Raw genomic sequence first — 17744 nt, forward strand, 5'->3', positions numbered from 1 at the left:
GCCACGAGGTAGGGCCTGGCGCTTGACCTGGGTCAAGACCGGCGGCAGGACGCTAGGAGTCGTTCACCTGCGCCAGCAGCCATTGCCTGAAGACCTGCAGCGACTGCATCTGCGCCGACTCTTCCGGATACACGAGGTAGTAGCCCTTGGCATAGCGCCATTTGCGGCGCGACAGCCGCCGCAGGCGCCCCGACGCCACCGACTCGTCGCTCATGTAGGGCGGCAACAGCGCCACGCCCATGCCGGCCAGCGAGGCGTTGAGGGCCATCGACATGATGTCGTAGCGCGGCCCTTCGCGTCCTGCCTCGCCCACGATGCCTTCGCGTGCGAACCATTCGTCCCACGCGCCGGGCAGGGTCTGGTGGTGGATCAGCGCCGAGCGCGGCGTGTTCGCATCGACCGCCTTGCCGTGCTCGGCGATCCAGGCCGGCGCCGCGTAGGGCGAGAGGTCCAGCGGCAGCACGAACTCGCTGCGCAGGCCCGGCCGCTGGCCGTCGCCGAACTCCAGCGACGCATCGACCGGCGTGGCGCTGAAGTCCACCGGCCCCACGCGCGTGCCCAGGTTGAGCGTGATCTCTCCATGGTCGCGCGTGAACCCGGGCAGGCGCGGAATCAGCCAGTAGCTGCCGACCGAGGCGCCAACCGACAGCGACAACTCACCACCGCGGCCCTTGAGCGCCATCACATTGGCGGTGGCGCGCTCCAGCCGCTGCAGCAGCGGCCCGACTTCGCCCAGGTAGTAGCGGCCCGCGTCCGTCAGGGCCAGGGCCTCGCGCCGGCGCGTGAAGAGCTTTACGCCGAGCCGGTCTTCCAGTGTCTGCACCTGCCGGCTCACCGCACCTTGCGTGAGGCGAAGCTCCTGCGCGGCAGCAGTGAAGGAGCGCAGCCGCGCGCTGGCCTCCAGGCACATCAGGGACATCGTCGAGGGAGCGCGAACGTGATGGTTCATGAGAAAAGAGCAAGTCTGGTGCATGCAACCGATGGAGCTGCCTATACGCACCGGCCTCGTGCATGAGGAAAGCTCATGCTAAACCCAGGAAACATGGCTTGTCCAACCCGGTTCGCGGGCAGATCATCCGCTCACCGATCCTTCATTGCCGGAGTTCTCTGCCATGCGTCTACGTGCCTTGCTGTGTACTCTCGTCCTCGCCGCGCTGTCGGCGGTTTCGATGCCGGGCCTCGCGGCCTATCCCGACAAGCCGATCCGCCTGATCGTGCCCTCGGCCCCGGGCGGCGCACCCGACGCGTTGATGCGCGCGCTGGGCGCTCAGTTGTCGCAGCAGATGGGCGTGCCCATCGTGGTCGACAACAAGCCCGGCGGCTCCTACACGATCGGCACCATGGACCTGGTGCATTCCGCGCCCGACGGCTACACGCTGGCCTACGGCAACATCGTCTCGCTGGCCACCAACCGGTCGCTGCTGCCCAACGTGCCGTACGACGTCGAGAAAGACCTGACGCTGGTCGCCAACACGCTGCGCCTGTCCAACCTGCTGATCGTCAACAACGACCTGCCGGTCAAGACCGTGCCCGAGCTCGTTGCCTACGCGAAGAAGAACCCCGGCAAGCTGGCCTTCGCGTCCGACGGCAACGGCACCACCGCACACCTGGGCGTCGAGCTCTTCAAGGCCATGACCGGCACCGACATGCTGCACGTGCCCTACAAGGCCGCAACGGCGGCCATCACCGACCTGATCGGCGGCGGCGTGCAGCTCATGATGGTCAACACGCCGGTGTCCGGCCCGCAGGCCCAGGCGGGCAAGGTGAGGGCGCTGGGCATCTCGTCGCGCCAGCGCTCGCCCACCTATCCGAACATTCCCACCATCGCCGAGGCCGGCGTGCCGGGCTTCGAGGTGGAAGCCTGGGGCGGCATCATCGGGCCGGCCCGCATGCCCAAGGACGTGGTGGCGCGCCTCAATGCCGAGATCCGCACCGCGCTGGCCAACCCGGCATTGCGCGAGCGCTTCAGGCTGCTGGGCGCCGAGACCGATTTCGCCACGTCGGAGCAGTTCCTCGAGCTGTCGCGCCGCGAAACGCTCAAGTGGGCCAAGATCATCAAGGACTCGGGCGCGAAGATCGACTGAAGGCCAACTCACCATGATTCCCTGGAAAGCCGCAAGGCCCGGCGATCGCCTCGACGCCATCGACACACCCGCGCTCGTGCTCGACCTCGATGCCTTCGAGCGCAACCTCGCGCGCATGGCCGAGGCACTGCGCGGCAGCGGCGTGCGCCTGCGCGCCCATGCCAAGTGCCACAAGACCCCGGAAATCGCCCTGCGCCAGATCGCCCTGGGCGCGGCCGGCATCTGCTGCCAGAAGGTTAGCGAGGCGGCCGTGTTCGTCGAAGCCGGCATCGCCGACGTGCTGGTCACCAACCAGGTGATGGGCGAAACCAAGCTGCGCCGCCTGGCCGCACTGGCCCGCCAAGCGCGCATGGGCGTGCTGGTCGATCACCCGCAACAGGTGCAGGCGCTGGTTGCCGTAGCGCAGGCTGAGGACGTGACGCTGGATGCGTATGTCGAGGTCAACGTCGGGGCCAACCGATGTGGCGTTGCCCCCGGCGAAGAGGCGGTGCGGCTTGCGCAGCAGATCGCGGCCAGTGCACCGCTGCGCTTCATGGGCCTGCACTGCTATCACGGGCCGGCCCAGCACTTGCGAGCGCCGCAGGATCGCGCCGCGGCCATTGCCGCCGCCGCGGAGGCCGCGCGCATGACCCGCGCCGCCATCGAGGCCTGCGGCATCGCCGTCGAGCGCGTAACGGGGGCGGGCACCGGCAGCTTCCTGCACGAGCGCGACTCCGGCGTCTTCAACGAAATTCAGGCCGGCTCCTACGTCTTCATGGATCGCGACTACGGCGACAACCAGCGTGGCGAGCACGACATCGCGTTCGAGCATGCCCTGTTCGTGCGCACCACCGTCATGAGCCGCGCCACGCCCGAGCGTGCCATCGTCGACGCGGGCCTCAAGGCCTCCAGCGTGGACTCGGGCATGCCCACCGTGTGGCAGCGGCCCGACCTGCGCTACGTGAAAGCCGCCGACGAGCACGGTGCGCTGGCCACGCCCGATGCCGCCGCGCTTTCTCTGGGTGACCAGCTGATGCTGGTGCCCGGCCATTGCGACCCGACCGTCAATCTCTACGACGACCTGATCTGCGTGCGCGGCGAGCGGGTGGAAGCCCTGTGGCCGATCGCCGCTCGCGGCGCGCTGCTTTAACTCCTTTCAATCCAAGGCAATCGATGCAGGAAAAATTCGACCTTCTGATCCGCAACGCAAGCATCGTCGACGGCACCGGCGCGCCTCGCTTCACGGGCGACATCGGCATTCGCGGCGACCGCATCGCACGCATCGGCGATCTGTCCGCAGCGCACGGCGAGGTGGAGATCGACCGGGCAGGGTGCGTCGCGGCGCCCGGCTTCATCGACGCCCACACCCACGACGACCGCCTCATGCTGTCCAACCCCGACATGGCGCCCAAGGTCAGCCAGGGCATCACCACGGTGATCGCGGGCAACTGCGGCATTTCGCTGGCGCCGATGCCGGGCGGCATCACGCAACCGGTCACGCCACCGCTGAACTTGCTCGACGAGCAGGGCGACTGGTTCTCCTTTCCCACCTTCGCCTCGTACATCGAGGAACTGCGCTCCAAGCCAGCCGCGACCAACTGCGCCTTGCTGGTGGGCCACACCACCTTGCGGGTTGCGACGCTGGACGACCTCGGACTGCCGGCGACGCAGGAACAGATCGCCCGCATGCGCGAACTGGTGCAGGAGGCGCTGCAGGCCGGCGCCATCGGCGTGTCCACCGGCCTGTTCTACGAACCGTCGATTGCAGCGCCCACCGAGGAGGTGATCGAAACCTGCCGTCCGCTGAAGGAATTCAACGGCGTGTATTGCACCCACATGCGCAACGAGGCTGACCAGGTGATCGACTCGCTCGAAGAAACCTTTCGCGTCGGCCGCGAAGTCGGGGTGCAGGTGGTGATCTCGCACATGAAGGTGGTGGGGCCGGCGAACCATGGCCGGTCGGAAGAGGCGCTGTCGTTCATCGAAAAGAACATGGCCAAGCAGCCGATCTGCCTGGACTGCTACCCCTACACGGCAGGCTCCACCATCCTGTCGGCGGACCGGGCGGCAAGCTCTTCGCGCGTGATCGTGAGCTGGTCGAAATCGCTGCCCGAACATGCCGGCCGCGACCTGGACGTCATCGCAAAGGAAATGGGCGTTACCGAAGAAGAGGCAATCCGGCGCCTCAGTCCCGCCGGCGGTATCTACTTCAGGCTGGACGAGGCCGACGTGCAGCGCATCCTGAAGTTCGACCAGACCATGATCGGCTCCGACGGCCTGCCGCACGATGCCGCGCCGCATCCGCGGCTGTGGGGCAGCTTTCCGCGCGTGCTGGGTCACTACGGGCGCCTGCTCGGGCTGTTCCCGCTGGAAACCGCGATCTACAAGATGACCGGACTGACCGCAAAGAACTTCGGCCTGAAGGACCGCGGCGTGCTGAAGGAAGGCGCATTTGCCGACCTGGCCCTGTTCGATGCAGACACGGTGGGCGAAGCCGCCACGTACGAAGCGCCCATTGCACCGGCCCATGGCATCGAGGCGGTGATCGTCAATGGTGCGATCGTGTGGCGCGATGGCGGGTCGACGGGCGCGCGGCCGGGGCGGGTGCTGGCGCGCGAAGTGCCGTAGACGGCGGGCTGAGCAGCGCGCGCCGAGCCTTTCTTCCGCAAGCGGGCTGGCACACCTGACAATCCGATGCCAACACATCAGAAAAGAATGGTGGCTCGATGGCAACCTCGATCAACGTTGAATTTTCGACTGAGCACGGCGGCACGGGCCTGATCGCGACCGTTTCGATCGGGCGCCTCTTCTGGCCCAAGACCACGACCCGATACATCTGCCACCACATCGACCCACAGACAGGGGGCGCCTGGATCAACGAAGCCACCGGGCGCTCGCCGTCGCAAAGCCTGACCTCGAAGATCAACGTTGCAGCACTCTCGGCCGCGCGACTTGCAGCGCCGCCACCCGGCGGGTCATTGAACCATCTGGACGCACTGGTCGCATTGGCTCCACGGTCCTTCACCTCCAGGCTGCTGCGCTGGCGACTGCCTTCAATGCACGGCCCTGAGCATCGACAACGGCAACGCGATGACCGCAATGCTGCGAAAGACCGAACCGGTCCGGGGACTACTTCAACGCGGAAATCTCCCGACTCTTGATGAGCCTGGAGCGCAGGATGTTGCGGCTGATCCCAAGCAGCCTGGCCGCCTGCACTTGATTGCGGTGGCAGAACTCGAAGGCGGTGCGCATCACGGTGTCCTCGATCAGTTCGAACATCTGTTCGTGAGGCTCGTTGAACAGCTCGCGCAGTACCGTCTCCAGCGCTTGCCGCGGCGTGGCGTGCGCGGAGACCTCGCTCTCGGCTGGACGCCTCTGGATGTTCAACGAGGACAGATGCAGATGCTCCGCGCCCAGCACGCCGTGCTGGCAGATCAGCAGCGCGTGGTGAATCACGTTCTCCAGCTCGCGGATGTTGCCGGGCCAGGCGTGCTCGGAGAGCTTCTGTTCGGCGCTCGTATCGAGCCGCACCGCGCCGTAGCCCAGCCGCTGGCGGTACTCCTCGATGAAATGCCGCGCCAGCGGAAGAATGTCGCCGGGCCGCTCGCGCAGCGTCGGCAGCGCAAGGTGCACCACGTGCAGCCGGTAGAACAGGTCTTCGCGGAAGTTGCCGGCAGCCACCGCGTCCTGCAGCCGCACATTGGTCGCGGCCACCACGCGCACGTCGATGGGCACACTCTTGCGCGATCCCAGCCGCACCACCTCGCGCTCCTGCAGCACGCGCAGCAGCTTGACCTGGATCGACAGTGGCAGGTCGCCGATCTCGTCGAGGAACAGCGTGCCGCCGTTGGCCGCCTCGAACCAGCCCGACTTGGCCGAGAACGCGCCGGTGAAGGCGCCTTTCTCGTGGCCGAAGAGCTCGCTCTCGACCAGGCTCTCGGAGAAGGCACCGCAGTTCACAGCCACGAAAGGCCGGCTGCTGCGGCGGCTCAGGTCGTGTACGTGGCGCGCGATCAGCTCCTTGCCGGTGCCGGTCTCCCCGATGATGAGCACGTTGGCATCGCTGGGCGCCACCATGCGCACACGTTCGAGCAGCGCAGCCGAGCGCGGATCCTGGAACACCTGGGCCGTGGCGCGGATCGAGGTGGTGAGCTTGCGCGGGTTGGGCAGCGTCAGCAGGGTGGGGGCATCCCAGTCCTCGTCCGATGCGGGGGAGGCGTCGGCCGGCGGCAGCACAGCGAGAGGGCGGGTGAAGGCGGTCATGAGTAGAAGGTCGGTACGGGGTATTGCTGCTTGAGGGCCCATTCGCCGAGCTCGCGCAGTTTGTAGGCCACGGGGTCATGCAAGGTCTGGGTGCGCAGGTTGCGCCAGTGGCGGTCAAGGCGCAGGCCGCCATGCGTGGCACGCGCGCCGGCCACGTCGAACATGCGCGTACAGATGTCCAGCCCCGTGTTTGTCGCCGCGACCTTCGCGGTGGCCACGGCCACCGCGACGTCGCCGCGCTCGGCCTCGGTCAACGCGGGGCCGAGCCGCCATGCCGCGTCGAGCCGGTCGGCCGCGCGGTCGGCCAGCACGCGCACGCTCTCCAGGCCGACCCAGAAGTCGCCGTAGTGGCCGAGCACATAGGGGTCCTCGTGCATCTGCGACACATGAGCCGTATGCCACGGGCGCGACTCGTGCAGCGTGTAATGCCTTGCATCGTTGAAGGCCGCCTCCGCAATGCCGAGGTAGATGTTGGCCAGCACGAGTTGCGACACCAGCGGCCGCAGGCAGGCGAAGGGCGTCGAGAGCGGGCCCGGATCGGCCAGCACCTCGTGCTGCTCGACGCGCACCTTCTCGAAGGTCACGCTGCCGCTGTCGGTCTGGCGCTGGCCGATGTTGTTCCAGTCGGGCGCGACGAAGATGCCCGAGCGGCCGGTGGGTACCGCCGCGACGATGAAGGCGCCACTGCCTTCCTCGCGCGCCGAGGCGATCAGCATTTCGGAATCGAGCGCGCCCGAGCAGAAGCTCTTCTGCCCGGTGAACTCGCGCCAGCCCTCGTGCGCGCTGGACACCGTGCGGTCGTCCAGCGGGTTGAGGGCGTTGCCCCAGAACCACCGGCGGCGCGCGGTCTGCTCGAACCATGGCTGCCATTGCACGGGCCGCGCGAAGAGGCGCACCGTGGCGAGCATCAGATGATGAAAGCCGAACACATGCGCGAGCGAACTATCGGCCTGCGCGAGCAGGCGCACGACGTCGAGCGTCTCGCGCCAGTCAGCACCGCCGCCGCCGAATTCGGACGGGATGCTCAAGGCGAGCAGGCCGCTTTCACGCAGGGCATCGCGCTCGGCCTTCGGCGTGCCACCGCGCTCGTCGCGCTCCACCGCGGTGGCCGCGAAGCGCTGCATCAGCTCGCGGGCGATGTCGCGATGGGATTCGGAAGCAGGAATGGAAAGAACGGAACTCACTGAACTCACACAAGGCCTCGGTATGTGCAGGCAGCACGGTTGCTGCGCCAGCAGCATGTTGGCGGCGCGCAAGCGCCCGGCCAACGATGCGATGCGTATATCGATCCTTGTTTTGCTTCCATGGCAGCAGTGCGGGCGGGCAATGCGCCGCGCGCAGCAGATGTGGTGTTCCGCTGCTGCTGGAGCAGCACAAATCGCGCGTTTCGGCGCGTTCCCACAGGCAGGTCGACTGGCACGCTAACTGCTGAACCGCCTCATGCAACTTTTCTGGTTTCTTCCCACGCACGGCGACAGCCGCTACCTCGGCACCTCCCGCGGCGCACGCACCGTGAGCCATCGATACCTGCGGCAAGTGGCACAGGCCGCCGACGAACTGGGCTACGAAGGCGTGCTGATTCCCACGGGGCGTTCCTGCGAAGACTCGTGGGTGGTCGCTTCGTCGCTCGCGGCACAGACCGAGCGGCTCAAGTTCCTGGTGGCGATCCGTCCCGGCATCATTTCGCCGACGGTCTCCGCGCGCCAGGCCGCGACGCTCGACCGCTTTTCCGATGGCCGCCTGCTCATCAACGTGGTGACCGGCGGCGACCCCGATGAACAACATGGCGACGGCAGCTTCCTGACGCATGCCGAGCGCTACGAGGTCACCGATGAATTCCTGCGCATCTGGCGCGGCGTTGCGGCTGGCGAGACCGTCAACTTCTCGGGCAAGCACCTGCGCGTGGAGAACGCCAAGACGCTCTATCCGCCTGTGCAGAAGCCCTATCCGCCCCTGTGGTTCGGCGGCTCGTCGGACGCAGCAATCGCACTTGCGGGCGAGCAGGTCGACGTGTACCTCACCTGGGGCGAGCCGCCGGCCGATGTGGCCGACAAGATCGCGAAGGCCCGCGCCGCGGCGGCAGAGCATGGCCGCACGCTGCGCTTCGGCATCCGGCTGCATGTGATCGTGCGCGAGACCAGCGAGGCGGCCTGGCGCGCCGCCGACGAACTCATTTCCTATGTGACCGACGACACCATCGCCGCCGCTCAGAAGGCCTTCTCGCGCTTCGACTCGGTAGGCCAGCAGCGCATGGCCGCATTGCACGGCGGGCGGCGCGACAGGCTGGAGGTGTCGCCCAACCTGTGGGCCGGCGTGGGCCTGGTGCGCGGCGGCGCGGGCACGGCGCTGGTGGGCAGCCCCGAAGAGGTGGCGGCGCGCATCAAGGAATACGCGGCACTCGGCGTGGAGACTTTCATCTTCTCGGGCTATCCGCATCTTGAGGAGGCCTATCGCGTGGCCGAGCTGCTGTTTCCGCTGCTGCCGCTCGACCATGCGCGCCCGGCGGGGCAAGCCAACATCACCGGCCCTTTCGGTGAGGTCATTGCCAACGACATCGTGCCGCCGCCTTCGCAGGCTCTGCAGGCGCCCCTGTCTGTGCCCGTGCCCGAGAAGGCCGCCGCATGAAGCATTTCTCCGCGGAGGCCGGCGACGAAGTCGTGCCGTGGCATGCGACCGCGCAGCGCGTCGCGCAGACATTGGCGCAGACCGCCGTCGAGCGCGACCAGCGCGGCGGCACGCCCAAGGCCGAACGCGACCTGCTGCGGGGCAGCGGCCTGCTGATGCTCAGCGTGCCGACCGAACTCGGCGGCCTGGGCGCGAGTTGGCAGCAGACGCTCGACGTGGTGCGCGGCTTTGCGCGTGTCGACAGCTCGGTGGCGCACCTGTTCGCCTTTCATCATCTGCTGCTCGCGACCACGCAGCTCTTCGCGCAACGCGGGCAGTGGCAGCCGTGGATCGAACAGACCCGCGCGCAGCGCTGGTTCTGGGGCAATGCGTTGAACCCGCTCGACAAGTCCACGCGCGCGCAAGCCGTCGACGGGGGCTATGTGTTCTCGGGCCGCAAGAGCTTCTGCTCCGGTGCCAGCGACTCCGACATGCTGCTCGCCTCGGCCCTCGACACGAACGATCGCCTGCTGATTGGCGTCGTGCCCACGGGGCGCGCCGGCATTGCGGTGCAGGGCGACTGGGACAACATGGGCCAGCGCCAGACCGACAGCGGCAGCGTGGTGTTCGATGGCGTGCGCGTCGAGACGAATGAACTGCTGCTCGACCCCGGCCCGCTCTCGACGCCGTTCGCCTGCCTGCGCCCGCTGCTTGCGCAACTGATCCTCGCGAACATCTACCTCGGCCTGGGGGAGGGCGCGCTCGAAGAGGCGAGGTCGTTCACGCTGCAGCAAGGCCGGCCCTGGCTGTTCTCGACGGCTTCGGCGGCAAACGAAGATCCTTACGTGCTCACGCACTACGGCGATTTCTGGCTCGCGCTGCAAGGCGCCCGCATGCTGCTGGACCATGCGGCCGCGGCCTTCGATCAGGCGTGGCTGCGTGGCACTTCGCTCGATGAGCACGAGCGCGGGCAGGTGGCTGTTGCTGTTGCCGCAGCCAAGGTCGCGAGCACACGCGCGAGCCTCGAGGTGGCGCACCGCATGTTCGAGGTGACGGGCGCGCGCGCCACCACTGCCGCGCTGCGCCTGGACCGCTACTGGCGCAACCTGCGCGTGCACACGCTGCACGATCCGGTCGACTACAAGCTGCGCGAACTCGGCGACTGGGCGCTCAATGCGCGCGTGCCGCAACCCAGCTTCTATTCCTGAACTTCGGCATTGCCTTGCAACGGGCCTGCGGCTTCGCGTCGCAGGCCCGTTGTGCTTTCCAACGCGCACATCACCCTGCTGCAGGGGAAGCAGATTTTTCATCGGATTGCTGCCTGGCGTTCATGCGACGGCCGCATACCGATCTACCCCAAACAACTATCGCTGCGGAACTGCTGACCCATCAGCAACCTACCCGCAGCCTGCTGCCGATCCAGCATGAGCGCAGATAGCCATTTCGCCCTAACTCGTTGATTCATAAGGAAAAAGGAAGTGGCACGCCATTCGCTTATATCGAGTGCGCCGCGAATCGATCGCAGCTTCCAAACAGAGGTCATATCAACATGAGTCGAAAACTGAAAGTCGTTGCCGTCTCCGGCAGCCTGCAACGTCCCTCACGCACCCTGGTGCTGGTCGATCAACTGCTGGCCGCGCTCGGCAACGAGATCGCCATCGATGCGCACGTGCTCTCGCTCGGCGAGATCGGCCCGCAGTTTGCCGGCGTGCTCTACCGCAACCAGTTGCCTGCCGCCGTCGAAGAGAGCATTGCCGCCATCGAGTCCGCCGACCTGCTGCTGGTGGCGAGCCCGGTCTATCGCGGCTCGTACACCGGCCTCTTCAAGCACCTGTTCGACTTCGTTCACCACGAGGCACTGACCGACAAGCCCGTGCTGCTCGCGGCCACCGGTGGAAGCGACCGCCACGCACTGGTCATCGACCACCAGTTGCGCCCGCTCTTCAGCTTCTTCCAGGCCCGCACGCTGCCCATCGGCGTCTACGCGGTCGAGAAGGACTTCGAGGGCTACGAGATCGCCAACCCCGCGCTGCGCGAACGCATCGCGCTGGCCGTGGCGCGCGCCGTGCCGCAACTGCGCGATGCCTCGCCGGCCACCACGTCCGCCACGCCCGCCATCCGCAAGCCCGCGCCCGTTGCGCTGGCCGCCTGAAGCCCTCCCACCGACCGTTCACAGAGAGAAACCTGCCATGAGCCAACCGTCTTCCACCGCCGCCCCCGTCAAGTTCGCCTACTGGGTACCCAACGTCAGCGGCGGCCTCGTGGTCAGCACCATCGAGCAGCGCACCGACTGGAGCCTCGAATACAACCAGCGCCTCGCACTCGCGGCCGAGAAGGCCGGCTTCGAATACGCGCTGAGCCAGATTCGCTTCACCGCTGGCTACGGTGCCGAGTACCAGCACGAGTCGGTGTCCTTCAGCCAGGCGCTGCTGCATGCGACCACCAAGCTCAAGGTGTTGGCTGCGATCCTGCCAGGGCCGTGGAACCCGGCCGTGGTGGCCAAGCAGATCGCCACCATCGACCACATCTCCAATGGCCGCATCGCCATCAACGTGGTGAGCGGCTGGTTCAAGGGTGAGTTCCAGGCCATTGGCGAGCCGTGGCTGGAGCATGACGAGCGCTATCGCCGCTCCAACGAATTCATCCGCGCGCTCAAGGGCATCTGGACGCAGGACAACTTCACCTTCAAGGGCGACTTCTACCGCTTCAGCGACTACACGCTGAGCCCGAAGCCGGTGCAGAAGCCGCACCCCGAAATCTTCCAGGGCGGCAGCTCGCGTGCAGCGCGCGACAACGCGGCCAGCGTGTCGGACTGGTACTTCACCAACGGCAACACGCCCGAGGGCCTGAAGGCGCAGATCGACGACATCCAGGCCAAGGCCGCGCAGAACGGCCACACGGTACGCATCGGCGTGAACGCGTTCGTCATCGCCCGCGACACCGAAGAGGAAGCCAAGGCCGTGCTGGCCGACATCATCAAGCACGCGCACGTCGAGGCGGTGCATGCCTTCGGCGATGCGGTGAAGCAGGCCGGCAAGGCATCGCCCGAGGGGGAGGGCAACTGGGCCAAGTCGACCTTCGAAGACCTCGTGCAGTACAACGACGGCTTCCGCACCAACCTCATCGGCACGCCGCAACAGATTGCCGAGCGCATCGTGGCGCTCAAGGCCATCGGCGTCGACCTCGTTCTGACGGGCTTCCTGCACTTCATCGAGGAGGTGGAGTACTTCGGTCAGAAGGTACTGCCGCTGGTGCGCAAGCTCGAAGCGGAGCAGGTCGCTCGCGGAGAAAAGCCGAGCAAGGCGGCACTGGAAGCCGTGGCGTGAGCATCGTGATGCCCGATCTTTTCTTCGAGGCGGGGCCCGTCTCGCTGGGCGTCGATCCGGTGGCCTTCGTGCCGGCGGGGCGTGCGGCTGCGGCAGGGGACGACGCCACGACCTCGGCCGTGCTGCGGCTGGAGGGCATCGACCTGTCCTTCGGCGGCGTCACCGCGCTGTCGGGTGTGAACCTGTCGATCGCGAAGGGAGAGATCCGCGCCGTCATCGGCCCCAACGGCGCCGGCAAGAGCTCGCTGGTCAACGTCATCAGCGGGCTGTACCGGCCCGATCGTGGGCGCGTGTGGATCGGCGGGCGCGGCTTCGGCCATGTGCCGACGGCGCGGCTGGCACGGCTGGGCGTTGCGCGCACTTTCCAGAATCTCGCGCTGTTCAAGGGCCTGAGCGTGCGCGACAACATCGTGCTCGGTCGCGTCGATGTGGCGCGCTCCACTTTCATCGAACAACTGGTCGGGCTGGGCCGCGCACGTCGTGAGCGCGAGGATGCGCGCGCACGGGCCGAAGCGATCATCGGCTTTCTCGGGCTGGGCACCGTGAGCGAGCGGTTGGCCGGCACGCTGGCCTATGGCCTGCAGAAGCGCGTGGAGCTGGCGCGTGCGCTGGTCGCATCGCCTCGACTGTTGCTGCTCGACGAGCCGATGGCCGGCATGACCGTCACCGAGAAAAGCGAGATGGCGCATTTCGTGCGCGCCGCGCGCGACGAATTCGGCACCACCATCCTGCTGATCGAGCACGACATCGGCGTGGTGCTGGGCCTGTCGGACCGCGTGGCCGTGCTCGACTACGGCCGCAAGATCGCGGACGGCACGCCGGCCGAGGTGCGCAGCGACCCGGCCGTGATCGATGCCTACCTGGGCGTGGCGCATGACGACGCAGAGGGGCAGGCCTGATGGACGGCGCTGACTTCAGCTTCTTCGCCGAGGTGCTCATCGGCGGCCTGCTTTCGGGCGTGATGTATTCACTGGTGGCCATCGGCTTCGTGCTGATCTACAAGACTTCAGGCGTGCTCAACTTCGCGCAGGGCGCGCAGCTGCTGTTTGCTGCGCTCACCTTCGTGAGCCTGGTCGAGCGCGGCGTGCCCTTTGCGCTTGCACTCGTGCTGACCTTCGCCCTCATGGTGCTGCTGGGCCTGACCATCGAGCGCACCGTGCTTCGCCCGCTGGTGAACCAGCCGCCGATCACGCTGTTCATGGCAACGCTGGGCCTGTCGTACGTGATCGAGGGCGTGGCCCAACTGGTGTGGGGCACGCAGGTGCATGCGCTGGAGCTTGGCATCGCAGACGAGCCGCTGCAGTTCTTCGGCATCATGGTCTCGACCTTCGACCTGTTCGCCGCCGCGACGGCCGGCGTGATGGTGGCGGCGCTTTCGGCCTTCTTCCGCTACACCCGCGTGGGCCTGGCGTTCCGCGCGGTGGCGGACGACACCTATGCGGCCATCGCGGTGGGCCTGCGCCTGCCGCGCATCTGGGCCACGGTGTGGGCGGCGGCCGGCGTCATCGCGCTGGTGGCCGGGCTGTTGTGGGGCGCGCGGCTGGGTGTGCAGTTCTCGCTCTCGCTCGTGGTGCTGAAGGCACTTCCTGTGCTGGTGCTGGGTGGGTTCGACTCCATTCCTGGCGCGATCGTCGGCGGGCTGGTGATCGGCGCGCTGGAGAAGCTGGCCGAGGTGTACATCGGGCCTTTCGTAGGCGGTGGCATCGAGAGCTGGTTCGCTTACGTCGCAGCGCTGGCCTTCCTGCTGATCCGGCCAAGCGGGCTGTTCGGACAGAAACTGGTGGAGCGCGCCTGAGCCATGCGTACCGTTTCTGTGCATCCATTGACCTGGCCGCTGGCCGTGCTGGTCATTGCCTTCGGCGTCGTGCCGTTTGTCGCATCCGGCTATGTGTTCGACGCGCTGCTGATCCCGTTCCTTGCGCTGTCGCTCGCGGCTGTCGGGCTGAACCTGCTGACCGGCTACGCAGGCCAGCTGTCGCTGGGTACCGCGGCCTTCATGGCGGTCGGCGCCTTCGCGGCCTACAACTTCAACCTGCGCGTGGAAGGACTGCCGCTGCTCGTGAGCATCGGCCTCGCTGGCCTTGCCGCCACGGCCGTCGGCCTGGTGTTCGGGCTGCCGAGCCTGCGGCTGCGCGGCTTCTACCTTGCGGTGTCGACGCTGGCCGCGCAGTTCTTCGTGCAATGGGCGCTGACCAAGTTCGGCTGGTTCAGCAACGACAACGCCTCTGGCGTGATCGACGCGCCAGCGCTCGAAGTGGCGGGCATCGTGTTCGACACGCCGGTGGGGCGCTACATCTTCTCGCTGACCGTCGTCACGGTGTTGACGCCGCTGGCATGGCGCCTCGTGCGCACGCAGACGGGCCACCACTTCATCGCCGTGCGCGACAACGAACTGGCGGCGCGCGTCATCGGCGTGCCGGTGCTGCGCACCAAGCTGCTGGCGTTCGCGGTGTCGTCGTTCATCGTGGGCGTGGCGGGCGTGCTGTGGGGTTTCGTGTACCTGCGCACCGTGGAGCCGGCGGGCTTCAACCTCGACCGCTCGTTCCAGATCCTGTTCATCGTGATCATCGGCGGGCTCGCGACGATCCGCGGAGCCTTCTTCGGCGCGGCGCTCATCGTGGTGTTTCCGCTGCTGCTGTCGCGCGTGGGCAGCTTCTTCTTCGGCGGCTGGTTCGATTCGGGCGTGCTCGACATGAGCCAGCGCATCGTGCTGGGCGCGCTGATCATCTTCTTTCTTGCCGTGGAGCCACGAGGGTTGGTCGCCCTCTGGGATCGCGCGCGCAAGCGGCTCTCACCGGCCTGAGTGCAGATTTCTCTGGTTTTTTTCTTCGCATCCCAGGATGCCTTCATCACCATGTCCTTCATCAAGCACCTGAAAACCGCGGCCGTGGCCGTTACCCTGGCCGCGAGCGGCCTGCAGCTCGCACATGCCGACGGCAACGAACAGTTCTTCCCGCTGCAGAGCTATCGCGTCGGTCCTTATGCGGCTGGCGGCACGGGCTTCTTCGGCGGCTTCATCGACTACCTCAACCTGGTGAACACGCGCGACGGCGGCGTGGGCGGCGTCAAGCTGACCTGGGAGGAGGGCGAGACGCAGTACGAAGTGGAGCGCGGCGTGGAGGTATACGAGCGCCTCAAGCAGCGCCCCGGCATCGCGACCTGGAACCCGCTGTCGGTCGGCATCGCCTATGCGCTGATCGACCGCGTGACGGCCGACAAGGTGCCGCTGCTCACCATCAACCACGGCCGCACCGACACCACCGACGGCCGCGTGTTCAAGTACATCTTTCCGCTGTTGCTCAACCCGTACAGCGAAACCTCCGGCATCGTGAACTACATCGCGGGCAAGGAGGGAGGCGCCGACAAGCTCAAGGGCAAGAAGATCGTGGTGCTGTACCACGGCTCGCCCTACGGCAAGGAGACCATCCCGATCTATGAACTGCTCGCGAAGAAGTACGGCTTCACGCTGCAGCAGATCGAGGTACCGCACCCGGGCAACGAACAGCAATCGCAGTGGCTCACCATCCGCCGCGTGAAGCCCGACTACGTGGTGCTGCGCGGCTGGGGCGTGATGAACCCGGTGGCGCTCAAGACAGCGCAGAAGACGGGCTTTCCGGTCGACCACATCGTGGGCAACGTCTGGTCCAACTCCGAGGAAGACGTGATCCCTGCCGGCGATGCGGCCAAGGGCTACGTGGCCATTACCACCGTGGCCGCGGGCGCGCAGTACCCGGTGCTGCAGGAGATCGCCAAGACCGTCTACGGCGCGGGCAAGGGCAACCTGCAGGACCCCAAGCGCATCGGCAGCGTCTATCACAACCTCGGCGTGCTCAACGGCATCCTGAACGTGGAGGCCATCCGCATCGCGCAGGCGAAGTTCGGCAAGCGCACGCTCACCGGCGACGAAGTCCGCTGGGGCCTGGAAAACCTGAAGATCGACGAGGCACGCGCCGCGGCGCTCGGTGCCAAGGGCCTGTTCCATTCGATCAACGTGACCTGGGACAACCACGAAGGCGATGGCCGCGTGGCCTTCCAGCAGTGGGACGGCAGCAAGTGGAACGTGGTGTCCGACTGGATCGCGCCCGACTGGAAGCTGCTGCGGCCGATCATCGAGAAGTCTTCGCTGGCTTACGCCAAGGAAAAGAACGTCAAGGTGCGCAAGAGCATCGACGACTGAACCCCACGCACGTCCTCATTCGAAATCACTCGCAAGTCGAAAGGCCATCAGATGTCCGCTGTTCTCCAACCTTCCGCATCCGCACCGCCCGCAGCCAACGACGCAGTGCCCGGCCTGCCACTTCCCGACACGCCCGCGCATGTGATCCGCGACGACGCCGAGGCAATCGCCGTGGCGCATGCCCTGGCCGCGAAGCTGATCGTCGGCGCCTCCGAGCGCGACCGCCTGCGCCGCTGGCCTGTCGAAGAGATCGACGCCTACTCGCAAAGCGGCCTCTGGGCCATCAACGTGCCCAAGGCCTTCGGCGGTGCAGAGGTGTCGTATGCCACGCTGGCCGAGGTGATCGCGATCATCTCGGCGGCCGATCCCTCGCTCGGGCAGATCACGCAGAACCACCTGGGCTTCGTCGCCGCGGTGCGCACGGTGTCCGACGCGGCGCAGCAGAAGCTGTTCTTCGCCGACTTCCTGCGCGGCGTGCGCTGGGGCAATGCGTTCTCGGAATCGGGCTCCAAGCGCGCGGCCGATTTCGAGACGCGCTTCACCGATGCGGGCGACCACGTGGTGGTGACCGGCAAGAAGTTCTATTCGACCGGCGCGCTGCTCGCGCACTACGTGCCCATCGTGGCCAACGACGAACAGGGCAACACCTGGTACGTGGTGGCCGAGCGCAATGCGCCGGGCCTCACGGTGATCGACGACTGGTCGGCCTTCGGCCAGCGCACCACGCTCAGCGGCACGGTGGTCATCGACCACGTGAAGGTACCGAAGACGCACCTGATCCCGGCCTACAAGGGCTACGACACGCCCTCGGCCGACGGCGCCATCTTCCAGCTCATCCAGGCGGCGGTCGACGTGGGCATTGCGCGCGGCACCATCGCGGAGACGGTCGATTTCATCCGCACCAAGACGCGCCCGTGGATCGACAGCCAGCGCGACCATGCATGGGAAGACCCGTACTCGATCCAGGCGGTGGGCGACCTGCAGATCCGGCTGCATGCGAGCGAGGCCCTGCTGGAGCGTGCGGGCCGTGCGATCGACCGCGCGGTGGCCGCGCCAGATGCCGACAGCGTGGCTGCGGCGCAGATCGCGACGGCGGAGGCCAAGGTGCTGTCTACCGAGATCGCGATTCTTGCGACCAACAAGCTGTTCGAACTGGCGGGCACGCGATCGACGCTGGGGCAGTACAACCTCGACCGCCATTGGCGCAATGCACGCACGCACACGCTGCATGACCCGGTGCGCTGGAAGTACGCCATCGTGGGCAACTATTTCCTCAATGGCGTGAAGCCGCCATTCCATGCATGGAGCTGA

16 protein-coding genes are annotated in these 17744 nt (G+C 66.9%); 13 read left to right on the forward strand and 3 right to left on the reverse strand.

Annotation, left to right across the window (positions count from 1 at the left end; translation table 11 throughout):
• Positions 1 to 52 precede the first annotated feature (52 nt).
• Complete coding sequence (locus tag AC07O3_RS04100) at positions 53 to 949, reverse strand: LysR substrate-binding domain-containing protein (protein ID WP_440531525.1); 897 nt, start codon at positions 947 to 949, stop codon at positions 53 to 55.
• Positions 950 to 1112: 163 nt separating this feature from the next.
• Here AC07O3_RS04100 and AC07O3_RS04105 point away from each other — a divergent pair, with 163 nt between their 5' ends.
• The 4 genes from AC07O3_RS04105 to AC07O3_RS04120 all read left to right on the forward strand — a co-directional run bounded on the left by AC07O3_RS04105 (position 1113) and on the right by AC07O3_RS04120 (position 5224).
• Positions 1113 to 2084 (forward strand): Bug family tripartite tricarboxylate transporter substrate binding protein, encoded by a 972-nt coding sequence (locus AC07O3_RS04105; RefSeq protein WP_495338637.1) that lies wholly within the window; start codon positions 1113 to 1115, stop codon positions 2082 to 2084.
• A 13-nt stretch (positions 2085 to 2097) separates the two neighbouring features.
• On the forward strand, positions 2098 to 3213 hold the full coding sequence (locus AC07O3_RS04110) for a DSD1 family PLP-dependent enzyme (RefSeq protein ID WP_495338638.1): 1116 nt from the start codon (positions 2098 to 2100) through the stop codon (positions 3211 to 3213).
• A gap of 23 nt (positions 3214 to 3236) precedes the next feature.
• On the forward strand, positions 3237 to 4691 hold the full coding sequence (locus AC07O3_RS04115) for an N-acyl-D-amino-acid deacylase family protein (protein WP_495338639.1): 1455 nt from the start codon (positions 3237 to 3239) through the stop codon (positions 4689 to 4691).
• 98 nt (positions 4692 to 4789) lie between these two features.
• Positions 4790 to 5224: a hypothetical protein gene (locus AC07O3_RS04120; protein WP_435461409.1), complete on the forward strand. Its 435-nt coding sequence runs from the start codon at positions 4790 to 4792 to the stop codon at positions 5222 to 5224.
• Here the strand turns inward: AC07O3_RS04120 and AC07O3_RS04125 are convergent.
• Complete coding sequence (locus tag AC07O3_RS04125; protein ID WP_495338640.1) at positions 5193 to 6326, reverse strand: sigma-54 interaction domain-containing protein; 1134 nt, start codon at positions 6324 to 6326, stop codon at positions 5193 to 5195. The two genes, AC07O3_RS04120 and AC07O3_RS04125, sit on opposite strands and share 32 nt — an antisense overlap.
• Positions 6323 to 7567 (reverse strand): acyl-CoA dehydrogenase family protein, encoded by a 1245-nt coding sequence (locus AC07O3_RS04130; RefSeq protein ID WP_373423595.1) that lies wholly within the window; start codon positions 7565 to 7567, stop codon positions 6323 to 6325. The genes AC07O3_RS04125 and AC07O3_RS04130 overlap by 4 nt, the downstream gene beginning before the upstream one ends.
• 199 nt (positions 7568 to 7766) lie before the next feature.
• On the opposite strand from AC07O3_RS04130, the gene ssuD reads away from it, so the two are divergent.
• From ssuD to AC07O3_RS04175, 9 genes are all read left to right on the forward strand, one after another.
• On the forward strand, positions 7767 to 8951 hold the full coding sequence (gene ssuD / locus AC07O3_RS04135; RefSeq protein WP_426393132.1) for an FMNH2-dependent alkanesulfonate monooxygenase: 1185 nt from the start codon (positions 7767 to 7769) through the stop codon (positions 8949 to 8951).
• Positions 8948 to 10138, forward strand: a complete 1191-nt coding sequence (locus tag AC07O3_RS04140; RefSeq protein ID WP_495338641.1) for an acyl-CoA dehydrogenase family protein — start codon at positions 8948 to 8950, stop codon at positions 10136 to 10138. Before ssuD ends, AC07O3_RS04140 begins: the two co-directional genes overlap by 4 nt.
• Positions 10139 to 10479: 341 nt before the next feature.
• A complete protein-coding gene (msuE, locus tag AC07O3_RS04145) occupies positions 10480 to 11082 on the forward strand; it encodes an FMN reductase (RefSeq protein ID WP_093058401.1) in 603 nt (200 codons plus the stop codon).
• 37 nt (positions 11083 to 11119) lie between these two features.
• Positions 11120 to 12256 (forward strand): dimethylsulfone monooxygenase SfnG, encoded by a 1137-nt coding sequence (sfnG, locus tag AC07O3_RS04150; protein ID WP_495338642.1) that lies wholly within the window; start codon positions 11120 to 11122, stop codon positions 12254 to 12256.
• An 8-nt stretch (positions 12257 to 12264) separates the two neighbouring features.
• The gene (locus AC07O3_RS04155) at positions 12265 to 13155 is read left to right on the forward strand and encodes an ABC transporter ATP-binding protein (RefSeq protein WP_495338692.1); all 891 of its coding nucleotides are present in this window, start codon (positions 12265 to 12267) and stop codon (positions 13153 to 13155) included.
• A complete protein-coding gene (locus AC07O3_RS04160) occupies positions 13155 to 14051 on the forward strand; it encodes a branched-chain amino acid ABC transporter permease (RefSeq protein WP_093058403.1) in 897 nt (298 codons plus the stop codon). The genes AC07O3_RS04155 and AC07O3_RS04160 overlap by 1 nt, the downstream gene beginning before the upstream one ends.
• A 3-nt stretch (positions 14052 to 14054) precedes the next feature.
• A complete protein-coding gene (locus AC07O3_RS04165) occupies positions 14055 to 15059 on the forward strand; it encodes a branched-chain amino acid ABC transporter permease (RefSeq protein WP_495338643.1) in 1005 nt (334 codons plus the stop codon).
• A 51-nt stretch (positions 15060 to 15110) separates the two neighbouring features.
• Positions 15111 to 16433: an ABC transporter substrate-binding protein gene (locus AC07O3_RS04170; protein WP_495338644.1), complete on the forward strand. Its 1323-nt coding sequence runs from the start codon at positions 15111 to 15113 to the stop codon at positions 16431 to 16433.
• A 51-nt stretch (positions 16434 to 16484) separates the two neighbouring features.
• Entirely contained in the window at positions 16485 to 17744 is a 1260-nt protein-coding gene (locus tag AC07O3_RS04175) for an SfnB family sulfur acquisition oxidoreductase (protein ID WP_440531533.1), read from the forward strand.

Source organism: Variovorax sp. GW821-FHT09D05 (assembly GCF_059416325.1).